Genomic DNA, 16,963 nt, shown 5'->3' with positions numbered 1-16,963 from the left:
GAGGAAGGGTGGTGTGTGCACGTGGTACCGCCCTGCGGACGAAAGAAGGTGTTGGGTTTCTCCCTTGGAGCGAACCCACGCTGGGGGTGGGGGGGCCGCCCCCGCCGGCGGGAGCGCCCCCCCCACCCAACGGGGGGGGGCCGCTGCGCAGCCCAGCGGGAGCAAGCTCCCTCGCCACAACAAGCCATTCCGACAAATAAAGCAGCCGGTTACTTAGTAGCGGTAAGCGTGCGGCTTGAACGGGCCTTCGACGGTGACGCCGATGTAGTCAGCCTGTTGCTTGGTCAGTTGGGTGACCACGCCGCCGAAGCCGCGAACCATTTCCAGGGCCACTTCTTCGTCGAGTTTCTTCGGCAGGACTTCAACGGTCAGACGCTCGGCTTTCTGCGCTGGCGACAGGTCGGCGTATTTCTGGCCGAACAGGAAGATCTGTGCCAGTACCTGGTTGGCGAACGAACCATCCATGATGCGGCTCGGGTGACCGGTGGCGTTACCCAGGTTCACCAGACGGCCTTCGGCCAGCAGGATCAGGTAGTCATCGTTCTGTGGGTCGAAGCTGCCGGCACCGGTGCGGTGAACCTTGTGCACCTGTGGCTTCACTTCTTCCCATGCCCAGTTCTTGCGCATGAAAGCGGTGTCGATTTCATTGTCGAAGTGACCGATGTTGCAGACCACGGCGCGCTTTTTCAGGGCTTTGAGCATGTTCGCGTCGCAGACATTGACGTTACCGGTGGTGGTCACGATCAGGTCGATCTTGCCCAGCAGCGCTTTGTCGATGCTCGCTTCGGAACCGTCGTTGATACCGTCGATGAACGGCGACACCAGTTCGAAACCGTCCATGCAGGCTTGCATGGCGCAGATCGGGTCGACTTCCGACACCTTGACGATCATGCCTTCCTGACGCAGGGACTGAGCCGAGCCCTTGCCCACGTCACCGTAACCGATGACCAGCGCTTGCTTGCCGGACAGCAGGTGGTCGGTGCCGCGCTTGATCGCATCGTTCAGGCTGTGACGGCAGCCGTACTTGTTGTCGTTCTTGGACTTGGTCACCGAGTCGTTGACGTTGATGGCCGGGATCTTCAGCTCGCCCTTGGCCAGCATGTCCAGCAGACGGTGCACGCCAGTGGTGGTTTCTTCGGTCACGCCGTGAACGCGATCGAGCACTTGCGGATATTTCTTGTGCAGCAGCTCGGTCAGGTCGCCGCCGTCGTCGAGGATCATGTTGGCGTCCCATGGCTGGCCATCCTTCAGGATGGTCTGCTCCAGGCACCACTCGTACTCTTCTTCAGTCTCGCCTTTCCAGGCGAACACCGGGATACCGGCGGCAGCGATAGCGGCAGCGGCCTGATCCTGAGTGGAGAAAATGTTGCAGGACGACCAGCGTACTTCGGCACCCAGAGCAACCAGGGTTTCGATCAGCACGGCAGTCTGAATGGTCATGTGGATGCAGCCGAGGATTTTCGCGCCCTTGAGCGGCTGCTCCGAGGCGTACTTGCGGCGCAGACCCATCAGGGCAGGCATTTCCGATTCGGCGATGATGGTTTCGCGACGGCCCCAGGCAGCCAGGGACATATCGGCAACTTTGTAATCGGTAAAATCGGCAGGCGTGTTGACAGCGCTCATGAAGAGCCTCCATTCGTAATGTATGCGAATGGGCGCCGTTGTGCGTTTAGTGTCCGGCGAGAGCCGGTCAACGCCCCATCCGAGCCTGACAGGTCGAACCTGCTGCAGCGCCCCTCGGACAGGTGGCGGGAAAACGGTAGTCAGTGAACGTTACCGTTTTTTGAAACGGGGGCGATTATAGCCGTCCGGGCTGATCTTCCAAAGGGTTTCTGTCGGCCAGATGAAGATCGCCAATGGCGACCATAGTCGCAGCTGCCTGGAGCCTGACCGATCAGTCTGCCAAGATGGGCACATCTTTCGGCACGCGCTCAGGAGTGAACATGAATTTCCACACCCGCAAATGGGTAAAACCCGAAGACCTCAACCCCAACGGCACCCTGTTCGGCGGCAGCCTCCTGCGCTGGATCGATGAAGAAGCGGCGATCTACGCCATCGTGCAATTGGGCAATCAGCGTGTAGTGACCAAGTACATCTCGGAAATCAACTTCGTCAGCGCCTCGCGCCAGGGCGACATCATCGAACTGGGCATCACCGCCACCGAATTCGGTCGCACCTCGATCACCCTGACCTGCGAAGTGCGCAACAAGATCACCCGCAAGAGCATTCTGACCGTCGAGAAGATGGTGTTCGTCAACCTCGGCGAAGACGGCCTGCCGGCGCCGCACGGGCGCACCGAGATCAAATATGTGAAAGACCAGTTCAAGGATGACGAAGCCGTTCAATAAGATCGGCGGCGCATTCTTCGCGAGCAGGCTCGCTCCCACAGGAATCACCTGTGCCTGTAGGAGCTGCCGAAGGCTGCGATCTTTTGATCTTGATCTTGATCTTGATCTTGATCTTCAAAAATCAAGATCAAAAGATCGCAGCCTTCGGCAGCTCCTACCCTGGATTTGCGTGCATCCAGAGATTTGCGCCGCGCCTACAGAACGTATTCCCAAGCGCAACGGTCGTAGCTACATCGCCCCCCACCGGTTGCCACGCCATGACCACCCCCACCAGCGACAAGACCCCCGACCTCTCGGCCAAGGAGCAGCACGAAGTCGAGAAGAGCCAGCCGCCGCGCGCGGCCGTTCTGCATGAAATCATCCGCACCCAGGGCGACCAGGAACTGGAACGCAGCATTGCCGCGCTCTGGTGGTCGGCGCTGGCCGCCGGCCTGACCATGGGCCTGTCGTTGATGGGCATGGGATTGCTCAATTCGCGTCTGCCCGAGGGCGACGAATTCAAGGTGATCGCCAGCTTCGGTTACTGCGCGGGTTTCCTCGCAGTCATCCTTGCGCGCCAACAGCTGTTCACCGAAAACACCCTGACCGCCGTGCTGCCGGTGATGACCAAGCCGACGCTGCTGAATTTCGCCCGGCTGATCCGCCTGTGGAGCGTGGTGTTGGTCGGGAACCTCTGCGGGACGATTCTGGTTGCGTACGTGATGCTGGAACTGCCGATCTTCGACAGCAAGACCGACGTCGCCTTCCTCGAGATCGGCCGCAAGGTCATGGAGCACAGCGCCAGTCAGATGTTCGCCAAGGGCATCGTCTCCGGCTGGATGATCGCCACCATGGTCTGGATGATTCCGTCCATGGAGAGCGCGAAGATGTGGATCATCATCCTCATCACCTACTTCATGGCATTGGGCGACTTCACCCACATCGTCGTCGGCTCGGCGGAAGTATCGTATCTGGTGTTTGCCGGCGAGTTGCCGTGGAGTGACTTCTGGGCGGTGTTCGCCGCGCCGACGCTGGCGGGAAATATCATTGGCGGCAGTTTCATCTTCGCGCTGATCAGGCATGCGCAGATTCGCAGCGAAAGTGGGGCGCCGAAGGAGTCTGCGGACCAGGCTGTAGAGCCGGATCCGCAGTCGATCAAGAAATGATCAATGGTGGGCTGGCTCAGGAACGCTGGTCGGCTCGTTGCGTGTCGCGTGTTTGACCAGTTTGCCGATGGTCAGGCCCTGCAACAGGATCGACGACAGCACGACGATGTAGGTGATGCTCAGCAGCAGATCGCGCTCCGGGCCCAGCGGCAGGGCCAGCGCCAGTGCCACCGAAACACCGCCGCGCAAACCGCCCCAGGTCAGGATGCGGATGGTGCCGGCGGGCACTGAGCGCCAGCGGCGCAACAGTAGAATCGCCGGCGCCACGGTGAGCAGGCGCGACAGCAGAATCGCCACCGCCAGCAAACCTGCGGCGGCCATGTGCAGCCAGTTGAACGGCAGCAGCAACAACTCCATGCCGATCAGCGCAAACAGCAGCGCGTTGAGCATGTCATCGAGCAACTCCCAGAAACCGTCGAGGTAGCGCCGGGTCATGTCGTTCATCGCCAGGTTCCGCCCCAGGTTGCCGATGATCAGCCCGGCAACCACCATCGCGATCGGCGCGGAGACGTGCAGTTCGGTGGCCATCGCCGAACCGCCGATCACCAGGGCCAGGGTCAGCATCACGGTAATCTGATGCTGCTCGACGCTTTTGATCATCCGATAGACCAGATAGCCGATCAGCCCACCGAACAACACACCGCCAATCGCCTCATGGACGAAGAGCATGGCCGTGGCGCTGACGGTCGGGGTTTCGCCCAGTTGCGCGATGCCCAGCAGCACGGTGAAGACCACGACCGCCGTGCCGTCGTTGAACAGCGATTCGCCGACGATGGTGGTTTTCAGTGGTTTTGAAGCATTGGCGGTACGCAATACGCCGAGTACCGCAATCGGGTCGGTCGGTGAGATCAGGGCGCCGAACAACAGGCAGTAGAGGAAACTCACGTGCCAGCCGAACAGGGCAAAGATGTAGAAGGCCAGACTGCCGATCACCACTGTGGCGATCAATACGCCGAAGGTAGCCAGCAGGCCGATCGGCCAGCGGTAGCTGCGCAAGTCATTCAGGTTGACGTGCAGGGCGCCGGCGAACAGCAGGAACGACAGCATCCAGTTCATCAGCAGATCGCCGAAGTCGATCTGGCCGATCAGTTGCTGCACACGGTCTTCGAGCCCCGGAAAACCGAGCACGCTGAGGCCTTGCAGGAGCAGTGAGAACAGCAGGGCGGTAACCATCACGCCGATGGTCGGCGGCAGGCCGATGAAGCGGAAATTGACGAAGGTCAGGAGGGTGGTGAGGCAGATGAAAGCGGCGACAAGTTCAAGCATCCGGGGTCCTTTGGATGAAGGGTGAATGGAGCGCGACCGGAGGTTGGACGCAGGGGTTTGATGGGGCGGGTGTGGCTGAGGGCACATCCGAATCCGGAGTCAAATTCAACAGCCCTCACCCCAGCCCTCTCCCAGAGGGAGAGGGCTGGGGTGAGGTGCATCGACCTGAACGATCGGGTCGATTATGGAATGAGCGAAGCACGGTCAGGTCGGCGTAGCTCTTAAGCATCCCCCAATCAGTCCCCTCTCCCACTGGGAGAGGGCTAGGGTGAGGGCTGCATCTGGCACACCACAATCAGCCAGACACATTGACCGCACTGGCCCGCCGGCGTTGCAGGTAAATGAACAGCAGCGCGGTCAGCACCGTCAGCACGCCGACCAGTGCCCCGGTCCACGGCAAGTCCGCCAGATCCGCGCCGCTGGCGACCACCAGTCCGCCGATCCAGGCGCCCGCAGCGTTGCCGAGGTTGAACGCGCTCTGGTTCAGCGTCGAACCGAGATTCGGCGCTTCATGCGCCTGATCGATGATCAGCAGTTGCAGAATCGGGCACAGTGCGAAGGCGAAAATTCCCCACAGCACCAGCGTGATTGCCGCCGGAATAACCGAACGGCTGGTCTGGCTGAACGCCGCGAGAATCACCACGACCGCCAGTGCCACGCCGACCAGTGACGGCAACAGACGGCTGTCGGCCAGACGCCCGCCGAGCATGCTGCCCGCTGTCAGACCGACGCCAAACAACAGCAGCATCACTGTCACGCCGTGGGGGCTGACGCCAGTGATGTCTTGCAGAATCGGTGCGATATAGGTGAATACGCTGAACAGGCTGGTCGACGCCAGCACGCTCATGCCCAGCGCCAGCAGCACGTTGGCCTTGCCCAGTACTTTGAATTCGCTGGCGAGGTTGGCCTTGTCCATCGCGATGTGTTTGGGCAACCACAAGCATTGCGCCAGCGCTGCGACAATGCCGATCACCGACACCGCCCAGAAGGTCGAGCGCCAGCCAGCGTATTGGCCCAGCGCTGTGCCCAAGGGCACGCCGAGGACGTTGGCCAGGGTCAGGCCGGTGAACATCATCGCAATGGCCTGTGCGCGTTTGTTCGGCGCAACCAGTCCGGCGGCGACCACCGAGCCAATGCCGAAAAACGCGCCATGACACAGCGCCGTGACCACGCGTGCCGCCATCAGTGTTGCGTAGTTCGGCGCGAGCGCGCAGAGCACGTTGCCGAGAATGAACATCAGCGTCATGCCCAGCAGGGTCGCTTTGCGCGGCATGTTGGCGGTGCCGATCGCCAGGATCGGCGCGCCGAACACCACGCCCAGGGCGTAACCGGTGATCAGCAGGCCGGCGTGAGGAATGCTCACCGCAAGGTCGCGGGCGACATCGGGCAGCAGGCCCATGATGACGAATTCGGTGGTGCCGATGCCGAATGCGGCAACGGCGAGTGCAAGCAAAGCGAGGGGCATGCGCAAGGTCTCTGTCAGTAGTCTTGACGCTTTGATCAGGCATACGCGTGCCAGCGACCGTTTTCGCAAAGGGAAGCGGAGCAGGCAGCTTTTATTGGAATTTTTGGGTGTGCAGCTGAGTACGGCGTGGTGGGGTGCAGTATAAACAGCTGCTGACACATGGCGAATCAATTCTGACCAGTCGGTTCTGCAATCGCATATTCACCGTAAGCGGTGCCGTGAAATATCTGCCTGAAAGAACCTTTCGGCCGGCCACGGCTCTTAGCCTGTGGGCAGGTGCTGATCGGCATGCTGGGTGATGAAGTTCTGACCGCTCGCCCATTACTCGAATCGAAAAAAGGACGACGTTATGACGGTGGCTCTTTGGTGTGTGTTGATCGCGATTTTTCTGCCGTACCTGTGCACGGTCGTGGCGAAGGCAACCGGCGGTTTCCGCTTGAAGGACAATTACGATCCACGGGATTTTCTCGACAGTGTCGACGGCGTCGCCCGTCGCGCCCATGCCGCGCAGTTGAACAGCTTTGAAGTGACGCCAGCCTTTGCCGCCGCGGTGATCGTTGCCCATCTGGTCGGCACTGCGGAGCTGGTGACGGTCAATGTGCTGGCCGTGTTGTTTATCACCAGTCGCCTGCTGTACATCATTTGCTATCTGGCCGACTGGGCCGCACTGCGTTCGGTGGTGTGGTTTATCGGGATGGCGTTGATTGCTTCGTTCTTCTTTGTGTCCATCTGATTATCGGGTGTTACTGCCGGCCTCTTCGCGAGCAGGCTCGCTCCCACATGGAAATGCATTCCAGATGTGGGAGCGAGGCTGCTCGCGAAGGCGACCGATCAGACCACGAAGAACCTAAGACTTTTGCTTCGGTGTATCCGCCACCTGCGGCACTTGCGGTAACTCTTTTCCTTTGGGCCAGAGCATCCAGATCTGCCCTTGCTGCTTCATGTCCCCGGCCAGTTGCCCGGCCGCATCGCCAGTGCCCCAGAACAGATCCGCACGCACCTCACCAGCAATCGCGCCGCCGGTATCCTGCGCCGCGACCGGGCGCACCAACGGTGTGCCATCCGGTTTGGTGGTGGACAGCCATAACAGACTGCCCAACGGAATCACCTTGCGATCCACCGCCGCGCTGTAGCCGGCGGTCAGCGGCACGTTCAGCGAGCCGCGCGGGCCTTCGTTGCTGTCCGGGTTGCGGGTGAAGAACACGTAGCTCGGGTTGCTGGCGAGCAGTTCCGGAATGCGCGTCGGGTTGGCCTTGGCCCAATTGCTGATCGCGCTCATGGTCACCTCTTCTTTCTTCAGCTCGCCTTGCTCGACCAGCCAGCGACCGATCGGCCGGTACGGGTGGCCGTTCTGATCGGCGTAGGCAATGCGCAACTGTTTGCCGTCTTCGGTCTGAATCCGGCCCGACCCCTGAATCTGCAGAAATTGCAGGTTCATCGGATCCGTCAGGTAGGCGACTACCGGGGCTTTAACGCCTTTGGATTCGATGGTTGCTGCGTCATCGTAAGGCTTGAGCACGCGACCTTCGAGGCGGCCGCGCAGGCGCTTGCCTTTCAATTCCGGATAGATGCTGTCGAGCGAGACAATGATCATGTCTTCTGGCACGCCATACACCGGCACGTTGGCCGTTGCGGTTGGGGTCAGGCTGCCGGGGTACACCGGTTCGTAGTAGCCAGTGATCAGGCCGTTGGGGTTGTCGTGCTCGGCGCGCAGGCCGTAGACATCGAGGTTCTGCTTGAGGAATGCGCGAATTGCATCAGCACTTTGCGGCACATTCGCCGCTGCAGCGCAGGTCGGGCCCCAGACTGCGTCGGCTTTGAGTCGTGTGCAGGCGCTGCGCCACGAGCCGAAACCGGCGACCAGATCGCTGTCGGAGACTGCTGGCAAGGCTTCCCAGGTTGCGCTGGAATAGGTGGCCAGCGCGTGGGTTTTCGGTTCGGCGTTGTCACCGCCGGTGCAGCCGGCGAGGGCGGCCAGGATTGGCAGGGTGACGAGAAGCGGGTGACGCCAGGCCGTGAAGCGGCTGTTCATGGAGTGATTCCTGTGCCGGTTGGCCGAGTGCTCCATGCGCTCGAACAACCCGTATTTTTAATAGGGCTATTGGTGTTTGGCGGTGAGCCGACGATACTGGCCGCCGATTTCCGCGACCTGAAGCCACCATGACTCTGAAACGAATTGCTGTTGTATTGCTGGCCTGTCTGAGCTTGTCCGCCTGTGGCGGCGTCGACCCGAATTCGCCGCTGGGCCAGCGCAAGGCCATCTTCAAACAGATGCTCAAGACCAGCGAAGACCTCGGCGGCATGTTGCGTGGGCGCATTGCGTTCGACGGGCCGAAATTTGCCGAGGGCGCGGTCAGACTCGATGCGTTGTCCCATGAGCCGTGGAAGCATTTTCCGCAGGTGCGCGAAGAAGATCACACCAGCGCCAAGGACGATGTCTGGCAGAAACAGGCACGTTTCCAGGAGCTGGCCCGCGCTCTTGAAGCGGCTACCGGCGAACTGGTAGCCGCCAGCCAGGTTCAGCCCTACAAGGCCAGCAATCTCGGACCGGCAGTGCAGAAAGTCGAGGATGCCTGCAGTGCTTGCCATAAAGAGTTTCGGGATCATTGATTCCTGAACCTGCTGAGTACCTTGTGGCAAGCTCCCTCGCCACAGGGAATCGGCAGATTACTTGTCGATCTCGTCCAGCGCTTCCTGCAGTTCCTTGCGCGATTCGGCGAGCTTCTCCTTGCGCTTGTTGATCTTCTCCGGATCGCCTTTTTTCATGGCCTTGTCGAGGTCCGCCTGACGCTCACGCACCTCATGCTGGGCGTCAAGCACCTTGTTCTCGCGCTCTTTCTTCAGGCCGGCGTCGGTGCAGTGTTCGGTCACTTTGCGCAGTGCGGTTTCCAGACCTTCCTGCTGCTCCATGTTGCCGCGGGATTTGGCCTGTTCGATCTGATTGATGATGCCCTGCTTCTTGGCAGCGCAGCCGGTCAGGCCCGGGCCGTCTTCTTCGGCCATGACCGGGGCGGCCATGACGCCGCAAAGAGTAAGCAGGGCGAGCGGTGCGAGAAATTTCATAAAAGCTCCATGTGCAAAGGCAATCGGGGTAGGAGGGCACTGCGCTGTTGGAGCGTCTGGCCGGCCATTGGGTTCCCGCCTGGCGGGGATTGCATGTTCAGAAGCCGTCGATTCCGGCGGCTTTCAAGGTGTCGCTCAAAGCCATTACCTGCGGGTCGCGAAAGAATGCGCTCAGTTGCGCCGCGCGACCCGGGCCGATGCCGGCTTCTGCCTGCCATTGTTCAGTGTCGCGTTGTGCCAGGGCCTGCCACGAATCAGCCAGTTGTGCCTGTCCGGTCGGCGGCATGCCCAGGGCTTTCAACCAATGAGCGAACGGCTGTTGCCGCGCGCCCCGAAAACTTTCGATCAGACGTGCGCTGCTGCGCTCGCCGAGGCCGGCAATGTTAGCAAGCTCTGAGGCATCGAGGGTCAGCCAATCCAGCAGGTGTTTCAGACGGCCTGTTTCCAAAAGTTTCTCCCAGGTGCCACGCCCGACATGTTGCATGGCCAGGCCCTGCTTGCCGCTCAGCCAGGTCAGCCGCGCGAGAAACTGGCTTTCACAGCCGGGCGTCGGTTGCCAGCAGCTCAGGGCGTGGTAGTCGCTGGCGTTGGGGATGTCGATGTCTGGCCGTTCGCTGGTACGTAACACGACACTGTCCAGGCGTGGAATGGTCAGCCCGGCCAGACTGAGAGCCACCTGGTCGCCGGGGCGAATGTCGAGGGTTTGCCAGCGCTTGAGCGAGCTGACGCTGACCCGTTTGATCTCGCGGTCATCGAGTCTCACCGGCAGCAGTTCCAGCACTGGGGTGATGCGCCCGGTGCGGCCGATCTTGAAATTCACCTTGCGCACTTCCGCCAATGCCTGGGCGAATGGGTATTTCCAGGCCACCGCCCAGTAAGGTGCCTTGGCCTGCCAGCGTTCGGCGGGTGGCCGTTGACTCTGGCGCAGCACTACGCCATCGCTGGCAAAGGGCAGCGGCGAGCGATACCAGTGCTCGCGCCATTTTTGCGCGTCTTCGAATCGGGTGATCGGCTGTGTGTAGGGCTCGGTTGTGGCGAACCCCAATGCCTGAAGTCCGGACAATCTCTCTGGCAGCCGCACAGGGCCTTGCGGCCAGTCCCAAACGAACAGCCCGATCCCGGCGGCCTGTTCGGCATCGAGGGATTTGCGTCCCATAAGGCCGGCCACGGTGGCGCGGGCATTGACGCTGCCGGATCGCGCTTGCACGTGCGCCTGCAGCCGCCAGTAGAGTTCGCCCTGCACCAGCAGATCCCGTGGCTGGTTCAGGCGTTGCGGAATGGCAGCGATTCTACGCGCGGAAATTGTCCAGTCCTGACCGCTGACACCGTCACCTCGGCTGATGGCCTGCTGCAATATCCCCTGACGGTAGATCAGCGTGACGGCCACTCCATCGACCTTGGGCTGCACCCAGACGTTCTGGCGATCGCGCAGCCAGTTGGCGACGTCTGCAGCTTTGTGCAGCTTGTCCAGGCCGGTGTGGGTGATGGGATGAGTGACCGTGCCGGCCGCTGTGCGCAACGGCTGCGGTGATGCGGGTTGGTTGAAGCAGGCTTGCCATTCATTCAGCCGCAGCAGGGACTGGTCATAGAGTTCGTCGGTGATCAATGAACGGCCTTCGCGGTGATAGGCGTCGTCCCATTGGTCGATCCGGTTTTGCAGGGTAGTGATTTCGCGTTGGGCTTGGGGTAAGGGCCAGTCGGGGCAGTTGGCTTGGCTGACGAGGGTGATGAGTGCCAGCAGGAATGCCAGCAACAGGCGCAGTGTGAAAAGCATCGTTGAGCGTCCTTGCTCGGGGGTGATGCTTGAAGGGTAGGTGAGGATCTGAAGATCGTTGCGCGGCTTTTTTGCGAACTGTTTCCGGGCTGGAGCGTGGTGGCGTCGGGTAGGGCCCTTTCGCGAGCAGGCTCGCTCCCACAGAGATCTCAAAAATCCGTCAGGCATGAAAAAGCCCCGCACGGCGCGAACCGTGCGGGGCTTTCATGCAGCCAGGGTCTTACAGGCCAGCGGCAGAACGCAGGGCGTCGGCGCGGTCGGTTTTTTCCCAGGTGAACGTGGTGAAGCTGTCTTCGCCAACGGTCTTAGTCTGCGGAGCACGACCGAAGTGGCCGTAGGCTGCGGTTTCCTGGTACATCGGGTGCAGCAGGTCGAGCATGGTGGTGATCGCGTATGGACGCAGGTCGAACACTTCACGCACCAGTTTGATGATCTTGTCATCGCTGACCTTGCCGGTGCCGAAGGTGTTCAGCGATATCGACGTAGGCTGGGCCACACCGATCGCGTAGGACACCTGGATCTCGCAACGCTCGGCCAGACCGGCCGCAACGATGTTCTTGGCCACGTAACGGCCAGCGTAGGCAGCCGAACGGTCAACCTTCGATGGATCCTTGCCGGAGAACGCGCCGCCGCCGTGACGGGCCATGCCGCCGTAGCTGTCGACGATGATCTTGCGACCGGTCAGACCGCAGTCACCTACCGGGCCGCCAATGATGAACTGGCCGGTCGGGTTGATGTGGAACTGGGTGTCCTTGCTCAGCAGTTCGGCAGGCAGCACGTGCTTGACGATCAGCTCCATCACGCCTTCGCGCAGGTCTTTGTAAGACACTTCCGGGTTGTGCTGGGTCGACAGGACAACGGCGTCGATGCCGACAACCTTGCCGCCTTCGTAACGGCAGGTCACTTGCGACTTGGCGTCCGGACGCAGCCAGGGCAGCAGGCCCGATTTGCGCGCTTCGGCCTGACGCTGCACCAACTGGTGCGAGAAAGTGATCGGCGCTGGCATCAAAACGTCGGTTTCGTTGCTGGCGTAGCCGAACATCAGGCCCTGGTCGCCGGCGCCCTGATCTTCAGGCTTGGCGCGGTCAACACCCTGGTTGATGTCGGGGGACTGCTTGCCGATGATGTTCATCACGCCGCAGGTCGCGCCGTCGAAGCCGACTTCGGAGCTGGTGTAGCCGATGTCGCAAATCACGTCACGAACGATCTGCTCCAGGTCGACCCAGGCGCTGGTGGTCACTTCACCGGCAACGATGGCCACGCCGGTCTTGACCAGGGTTTCCACGGCCACGCGAGCGTGTTTGTCCTGGGCAATAATGGCGTCCAGCACCGCATCGGAAATCTGGTCGGCGATTTTGTCCGGATGTCCTTCAGACACGGACTCGGAGGTGAAGAGGGAGTATTCGCTCATCTCGATGTTTTCCTGAATTTACCGATGGTGAGTGTCGCCAGCCGGTCGCTGAAAGTGGCGGACCTGGATCTGGAAACCATTACGTAAGCCTACATAGAGGCTTTCCCCGGGAGCGAGTCCCGCAGCGGTGGCCCAACGGGCCAGATCGTCCTGTTCAAACCCCAACCAGAGATCACCGCAGGCCTCCCTGGCCCAACTCTGGTTGTGGCTACATAACTCTGTCACGAGCAGGCTACCGCCCGGTTGCAGCAGGTCAGCCATGTGCCTGAGCGCATCGGCCGGGGCGGCGAAATGGTGCAGGACCATGTTCAACACCACGCAATCGGCCATAAGGCTCGTGCCGTTCAATGCATCGGCCAATTGCAGGCTGACGTTAGCCAGCTGTTCACGTTCGCACACCTGACGCGCCAGTTCGAGCATCGCCGGGCTGTTGTCCAGCGCGGTTACGGTGCCGAAGCGACGGGCCAGTTCCGGCAGAAAAGCACCATCGCCGGGGCCGACTTCAATGGCCGTGGCTGCACCATCGAAGTTCAGTTTGTCGAGCAGGGCCAGCACGCTGTCACGGTACTGCGGCAGGCCTGCGATCAAGTCTTGCTGGGCACGGAATTTTTCCGCCACCCGGGCGAAGAAGTCCTGACTGGCAGCGGCACGCTGGCCGTGAACCTGTTCGATGCGCGCTTGCACCTCGTCAGGCAGATCCAGATTGTCGACTTCTTCTAACAGCGCCGCGTGCAGCTTGCCGCCGAGCAATTCGCTGTGGGGCAGGGCGCGACGATAGAAAATCGCGTTGCCCTCACGGCGTGTCGCCACCAGATCGGCTTGCGCCAGCACCTTGAGGTGGTGGCTCATGCCCGACTGGCCGATGCCGAAAATCTGCGCCAGCTCAAGCACGCCAAACGAATCGTTGGCCAGCGCGCGCAAGACATTCAGCCGCAGCGGATCGCCGCCGGCCTTGCACAGGGCCGCCAGCTCGTCGCAATCGTCATGGCGAATGGAAGGCACGCGTAAGTTCATAGGGCTGGCAGTCTAGAGACGGGGGCAAGGCACCGCAAGGTCAATATCAAAAAGTTTTGATATTGCTCGATAAATGGCACTTCTCGGCGGACGGCAGTCTCTACAAACGAATAGCGGAAAGGTTTCACCAAGCGAAACCTGTGCTATCGATTGGAAAAACGCCTGCCGATGACTATCTGTCATTGCCCCGAGGCGCATGGGTGAGGGAAAATGCCCTCCTTTTTTCCGTTTCAGTCTATTCACACCCAGGAGATCAGCGATGCCTAGCCGTCGTGAGCGTGCCAACGCCATTCGTGCCCTCAGCATGGATGCCGTGCAAAAAGCCAACAGCGGCCATCCCGGTGCCCCTATGGGTATGGCAGATATTGCCGAAGTGCTGTGGCGCGACTACCTCAAGCACAACCCGAGCAACCCGTCTTTCGCCGACCGTGACCGCTTCGTGCTGTCCAACGGCCACGGCTCGATGTTGATCTACTCGCTGCTGCACCTGACCGGTTACGACCTGTCGATCGACGACCTCAAGCAATTCCGTCAACTGCACAGCCGCACTCCAGGCCACCCGGAATTCGGTTACACCCCGGGCGTCGAAACCACCACCGGCCCGCTGGGTCAGGGTCTGGCCAACGCCGTCGGTTTCGCCTTGGCTGAGAAAGTCATGGGCGCGCAGTTCAACCGCCCCGGCCACAACATCGTTGACCACCACACCTACGTGTTCCTCGGTGATGGCTGCATGATGGAAGGCATTTCCCACGAAGTCGCTTCCCTAGCTGGCACGCTGGGCCTGGGCAAGCTGATCGCCTTCTACGATGACAACGGCATCTCCATCGACGGCGAAGTCGAAGGCTGGTTCACCGATGACACGCCGAAGCGTTTCGAAGCCTACAACTGGCAGGTGATTCGCAACGTCGACGGCCACGATCCGGAAGAGATCAAGACCGCCATCGAAACCGCACGCAAGAGCGCGCAGCCGACGCTGATCTGCTGCAAGACCACCATCGGTTTCGGTTCGCCGAACAAGCAGGGCAAGGAAGATTGCCACGGCGCCCCACTGGGTGACGCGGAGATCGCCCTGACCCGTCAGGCGCTGAACTGGAACTACGGCCCGTTCGAAATCCCGGCCGAGATCTATGCCGAGTGGGACGCCAAGGAAGCTGGCCGCGCGGTGGAAGCCGAGTGGGATCAGCGTTTCGCCGCCTACTCCGCTGCGTTCCCGACTGAAGCCAACGAGCTGATCCGTCGTCTGAGCGGCGAACTGCCGGCCGACTTCTCGGAAAAAGCCTCGGCCTATATCGCCGAAGTCGCGGCCAAGGGCGAGACCATCGCCAGCCGCAAAGCCAGCCAGAACACCCTGAACGCCTTTGGTCCGCTGCTGCCGGAACTGCTTGGCGGCTCGGCTGACCTCGCCGGTTCCAACCTGACCCTGTGGAAAGGCTGCAAGGGCGTCAACGCTGAAGACGCCAGCGGCAACTACATGTACTACGGCGTGCGCGAATTCGGCATGACCGCGATCATGAACGGCGTCACCCTGCACGGCGGTCTGGTGCCTTACGGCGCGACCTTCCTGATGTTCATGGAATACGCGCGCAACGCCGTACGCATGTCGGCATTGATGAAAAAGCGCGTGATTCACGTCTACACCCACGACTCCATCGGTCTGGGCGAAGACGGCCCGACCCACCAGCCGATCGAGCAACTGACCAGCCTGCGCAGCACGCCGAACCTCGACACCTGGCGTCCAGCCGACGCCGTGGAATCGGCGGTGGCCTGGAAAAACGCTCTGGAGCGCAAGGACGGCCCGTCGGCGCTGATCTTCTCGCGGCAGAACCTGCAGCATCAGGAACGCGATGCTGACCAGATCGCCAACATCAGCCGTGGTGGTTATGTGCTCAAGGACTGCGCAGGCGAGCCTGAGCTGATCCTGATCGCCACCGGTTCGGAAGTGGGTCTGGCCGTTCAGGCCTTCGACAAACTGACCGAGCAGGGCCGCAAGGTCCGCGTGGTTTCCATGCCTTGCACCAGCGCTTTCGATGCACAGGATGCGGAGTACAAGCAGTCGGTTCTGCCGCTGCAAGTCAGCGCGCGTATCGCCATCGAAGCGGCCCACGCCGACTTCTGGTTCAAGTACGTGGGTCTGGAAGGTCGCGTGATCGGCATGACCACCTACGGTGAGTCGGCGCCGGCTTCGGCACTGTTCGAAGAGTTCGGCTTTACCCTGGAAAACATCCTGGGTCAGGCTGAAGAGCTGCTGGAGGACTAAGCAGTACGAATGCGGTGGCCCTGGCCGCCGCGTTCCCCTGTAGGAGCTGCCGAAGGCTGCGATCTTTTGATCTTGATCTTAAAAACAAGATCAAGAGATCGCAGCCTCGTTTCACTCGTCAGCTCCTACAGGGGTTGTGTTGTTAGCGAATTCTATCGAGAACCCCATGCCTCAACCGCGTCCTTACAAAGTTGCACTCAACGGCTACGGCCGCATTGGTCGTTGCGTCTTGCGGGCGTTGTTCGAGCGCGGCGCGAAGGCCGGGTTTGAAATTGTCGCGATCAACGATCTGGCCGATATGGCCAGCATCGAATACCTGACACGCTTCGACTCCACCCACGGCCGTTTCCCCGGCGAAGTGCGGGTCGAGGGCGATTGTCTGCATATCAATGGCGACTGCGTGAAGGTCCTGCGCAGTGCCACCCCGGAAGGCATCGATTGGGCGTCGCTGGGCGTCGATCTGGTGCTGGAGTGCTCCGGCGCTTACCACACCCGTGCTGACGGTCAGCGTTTTCTCGACGCCGGCGCGCCGCGCGTGCTGTTCTCGCAGCCGATGGCCAGCGAAGCGGATGTCGACGCCACCATCGTCTACGGCGTCAATCAGGACTGCCTGACGGGCGACGAACTGCTGGTGTCCAACGCCTCCTGCACCACCAACTGCGGCGTGCCGCTGCTGCGCCTGCTCGATCAGGCGATCGGTCTGGATTACGTGTCGATCACCACGATCCACTCGGCGATGAACGATCAGCCGGTGATCGACGCCTATCACCACGAAGACCTGCGCCGCACCCGTTCGGCGTTCCAGTCGGTGATCCCGGTGTCCACTGGTCTGGCACGCGGTATCGAGCGCCTGCTGCCGGAACTTGCCGGACGAATTCAGGCCAAAGCCGTGCGCGTGCCGACAGTCAACGTGTCCTGCCTCGACATCACGATGCAGACCGCCACCGCGACTGACGCCAACGAGGTCAACCGGATCCTGCGCGAAGCCGCCACCAGCGGCCCGCTCAAAGGCCTTCTGGCCTACACCGAGTTGCCGCACGCCAGCTGTGATTTCAACCATGACCCACATTCGGCCATCGTCGATGCCAGTCAGACCCGTGTTTCCGGCCCCAAACTGGTGAACATCCTGGCCTGGTTCGACAACGAGTGGGGTTTTGCCAACCGAATGCTGGACGTTGCAGATCACTATCTGCAAACAGCAACTTCAAAAAAACCGTAGG

Annotated in this window: 14 protein-coding genes and 1 riboswitch; of the genes, 6 read left to right on the top strand and 8 right to left on the bottom strand. The window is 61.1% G+C overall.

Features of this window, described 5'->3' with window-relative positions:
- Positions 1–213 precede the first annotated feature (213 nt).
- Entirely contained in the window at positions 214–1,623 is a 1,410-nt protein-coding gene (gene ahcY / locus AEQ63_RS25920; RefSeq protein ID WP_039757587.1) for an adenosylhomocysteinase, read from the bottom strand.
- A 23-nt stretch (positions 1,624–1,646) separates the two neighbouring features.
- A riboswitch (S-adenosyl-L-homocysteine riboswitch) is annotated at positions 1,647–1,745 on the bottom strand.
- A 198-nt stretch (positions 1,746–1,943) separates the two neighbouring features.
- Between ahcY and AEQ63_RS25915 the strand changes: the two genes are divergently transcribed.
- Together AEQ63_RS25915 and AEQ63_RS25910 are read left to right on the top strand one after the other, a co-directional pair.
- Positions 1,944–2,348, top strand: a complete 405-nt coding sequence (locus AEQ63_RS25915) for an acyl-CoA thioesterase (protein ID WP_016772772.1) — start codon at positions 1,944–1,946, stop codon at positions 2,346–2,348.
- Between the two features lie 257 nt (positions 2,349–2,605).
- Positions 2,606–3,493, top strand: coding sequence for a formate/nitrite transporter family protein (locus AEQ63_RS25910; protein WP_064365354.1), 888 nt, complete (start codon positions 2,606–2,608; stop codon positions 3,491–3,493).
- Here the strand turns inward: AEQ63_RS25910 and AEQ63_RS25905 are convergent, their stop codons facing one another.
- Together AEQ63_RS25905 and AEQ63_RS25900 are read right to left on the bottom strand one after the other, a co-directional pair.
- A complete protein-coding gene (locus AEQ63_RS25905; RefSeq protein WP_064365353.1) occupies positions 3,494–4,759 on the bottom strand; it encodes a cation:proton antiporter in 1,266 nt (421 codons plus the stop codon).
- Between the two features lie 295 nt (positions 4,760–5,054).
- On the bottom strand, positions 5,055–6,224 hold the full coding sequence (locus tag AEQ63_RS25900) for an MFS transporter (protein WP_064365352.1): 1,170 nt from the start codon (positions 6,222–6,224) through the stop codon (positions 5,055–5,057).
- Positions 6,225–6,573: 349 nt separating this feature from the next.
- Between AEQ63_RS25900 and AEQ63_RS25895 the strand changes: the two genes are divergently transcribed.
- The gene (locus AEQ63_RS25895) at positions 6,574–6,957 is read left to right on the top strand and encodes an MAPEG family protein (RefSeq protein ID WP_042606598.1); all 384 of its coding nucleotides are present in this window, start codon (positions 6,574–6,576) and stop codon (positions 6,955–6,957) included.
- Between the two features lie 114 nt (positions 6,958–7,071).
- On the opposite strand, the gene mltA is transcribed toward AEQ63_RS25895, so the two are convergent.
- Positions 7,072–8,256: a murein transglycosylase A gene (mltA, locus tag AEQ63_RS25890; RefSeq protein ID WP_042606599.1), complete on the bottom strand. Its 1,185-nt coding sequence runs from the start codon at positions 8,254–8,256 to the stop codon at positions 7,072–7,074.
- Positions 8,257–8,384: 128 nt separating this feature from the next.
- On the opposite strand from mltA, the gene AEQ63_RS25885 reads away from it, so the two are divergent.
- Positions 8,385–8,834, top strand: a complete 450-nt coding sequence (locus tag AEQ63_RS25885; RefSeq protein WP_042606600.1) for a c-type cytochrome — start codon at positions 8,385–8,387, stop codon at positions 8,832–8,834.
- 57 nt (positions 8,835–8,891) lie between these two features.
- Here AEQ63_RS25885 and AEQ63_RS25880 read toward each other — a convergent pair whose 3' ends face one another.
- The 4 genes from AEQ63_RS25880 to AEQ63_RS25865 all read right to left on the bottom strand — a co-directional run bounded on the left by AEQ63_RS25880 (position 8,892) and on the right by AEQ63_RS25865 (position 13,486).
- A complete protein-coding gene (locus AEQ63_RS25880; protein ID WP_064365351.1) occupies positions 8,892–9,287 on the bottom strand; it encodes a DUF1090 domain-containing protein in 396 nt (131 codons plus the stop codon).
- A 97-nt stretch (positions 9,288–9,384) separates the two neighbouring features.
- Entirely contained in the window at positions 9,385–11,061 is a 1,677-nt protein-coding gene (gene ligB, locus AEQ63_RS25875) for an NAD-dependent DNA ligase LigB (protein WP_064365350.1), read from the bottom strand.
- Positions 11,062–11,281: 220 nt separating this feature from the next.
- Entirely contained in the window at positions 11,282–12,472 is a 1,191-nt protein-coding gene (gene metK, locus AEQ63_RS25870) for a methionine adenosyltransferase (RefSeq protein ID WP_064365349.1), read from the bottom strand.
- 18 nt (positions 12,473–12,490) lie between these two features.
- Positions 12,491–13,486 carry an ArsR/SmtB family transcription factor gene (locus AEQ63_RS25865; protein ID WP_064365348.1) on the bottom strand — a complete coding sequence of 332 codons (996 nt, stop codon included), beginning with the start codon at positions 13,484–13,486 and terminating at the stop codon, positions 12,491–12,493.
- Between the two features lie 259 nt (positions 13,487–13,745).
- Between AEQ63_RS25865 and tkt the strand changes: the two genes are divergently transcribed.
- Both tkt and epd read left to right on the top strand, forming a co-directional pair.
- A complete protein-coding gene (tkt, locus tag AEQ63_RS25860; protein WP_064365347.1) occupies positions 13,746–15,743 on the top strand; it encodes a transketolase in 1,998 nt (665 codons plus the stop codon).
- Positions 15,744–15,909: 166 nt separating this feature from the next.
- Positions 15,910–16,962, top strand: coding sequence for an erythrose-4-phosphate dehydrogenase (gene epd / locus AEQ63_RS25855; protein WP_042606605.1), 1,053 nt, complete (start codon positions 15,910–15,912; stop codon positions 16,960–16,962).
- Position 16,963: the final 1 nt, after the last annotated feature.

Origin of the sequence: Pseudomonas sp. RIT-PI-o, from assembly GCF_001297215.1 — a bacterium.
Taxonomy (GTDB): domain Bacteria; phylum Pseudomonadota; class Gammaproteobacteria; order Pseudomonadales; family Pseudomonadaceae; genus Aquipseudomonas; species Aquipseudomonas moraviensis_A.
The sequence above is the reverse complement of the archived record's forward strand: the minus strand, read 5'-3'. Positions and strand labels throughout refer to the sequence as shown.

Coding starts and splice junctions, on each gene's coding strand:
- ahcY (WP_039757587.1), bottom strand. CDS start 1,623: ATGAGCGCTGTCAACACGCCTGCCGATTTTACCGATTACAAAGTTGCC.
- AEQ63_RS25915 (WP_016772772.1), top strand. CDS start 1,944: ATGAATTTCCACACCCGCAAATGGGTAAAACCCGAAGACCTCAACCCC.
- AEQ63_RS25910 (WP_064365354.1), top strand. CDS start 2,606: ATGACCACCCCCACCAGCGACAAGACCCCCGACCTCTCGGCCAAGGAG.
- AEQ63_RS25905 (WP_064365353.1), bottom strand. CDS start 4,759: ATGCTTGAACTTGTCGCCGCTTTCATCTGCCTCACCACCCTCCTGACC.
- AEQ63_RS25900 (WP_064365352.1), bottom strand. CDS start 6,224: ATGCCCCTCGCTTTGCTTGCACTCGCCGTTGCCGCATTCGGCATCGGC.
- AEQ63_RS25895 (WP_042606598.1), top strand. CDS start 6,574: ATGACGGTGGCTCTTTGGTGTGTGTTGATCGCGATTTTTCTGCCGTAC.
- mltA (WP_042606599.1), bottom strand. CDS start 8,256: ATGAACAGCCGCTTCACGGCCTGGCGTCACCCGCTTCTCGTCACCCTG.
- AEQ63_RS25885 (WP_042606600.1), top strand. CDS start 8,385: ATGACTCTGAAACGAATTGCTGTTGTATTGCTGGCCTGTCTGAGCTTG.
- AEQ63_RS25880 (WP_064365351.1), bottom strand. CDS start 9,287: ATGAAATTTCTCGCACCGCTCGCCCTGCTTACTCTTTGCGGCGTCATG.
- ligB (WP_064365350.1), bottom strand. CDS start 11,061: ATGCTTTTCACACTGCGCCTGTTGCTGGCATTCCTGCTGGCACTCATC.
- metK (WP_064365349.1), bottom strand. CDS start 12,472: ATGAGCGAATACTCCCTCTTCACCTCCGAGTCCGTGTCTGAAGGACAT.
- AEQ63_RS25865 (WP_064365348.1), bottom strand. CDS start 13,486: ATGAACTTACGCGTGCCTTCCATTCGCCATGACGATTGCGACGAGCTG.
- tkt (WP_064365347.1), top strand. CDS start 13,746: ATGCCTAGCCGTCGTGAGCGTGCCAACGCCATTCGTGCCCTCAGCATG.
- epd (WP_042606605.1), top strand. CDS start 15,910: ATGCCTCAACCGCGTCCTTACAAAGTTGCACTCAACGGCTACGGCCGC.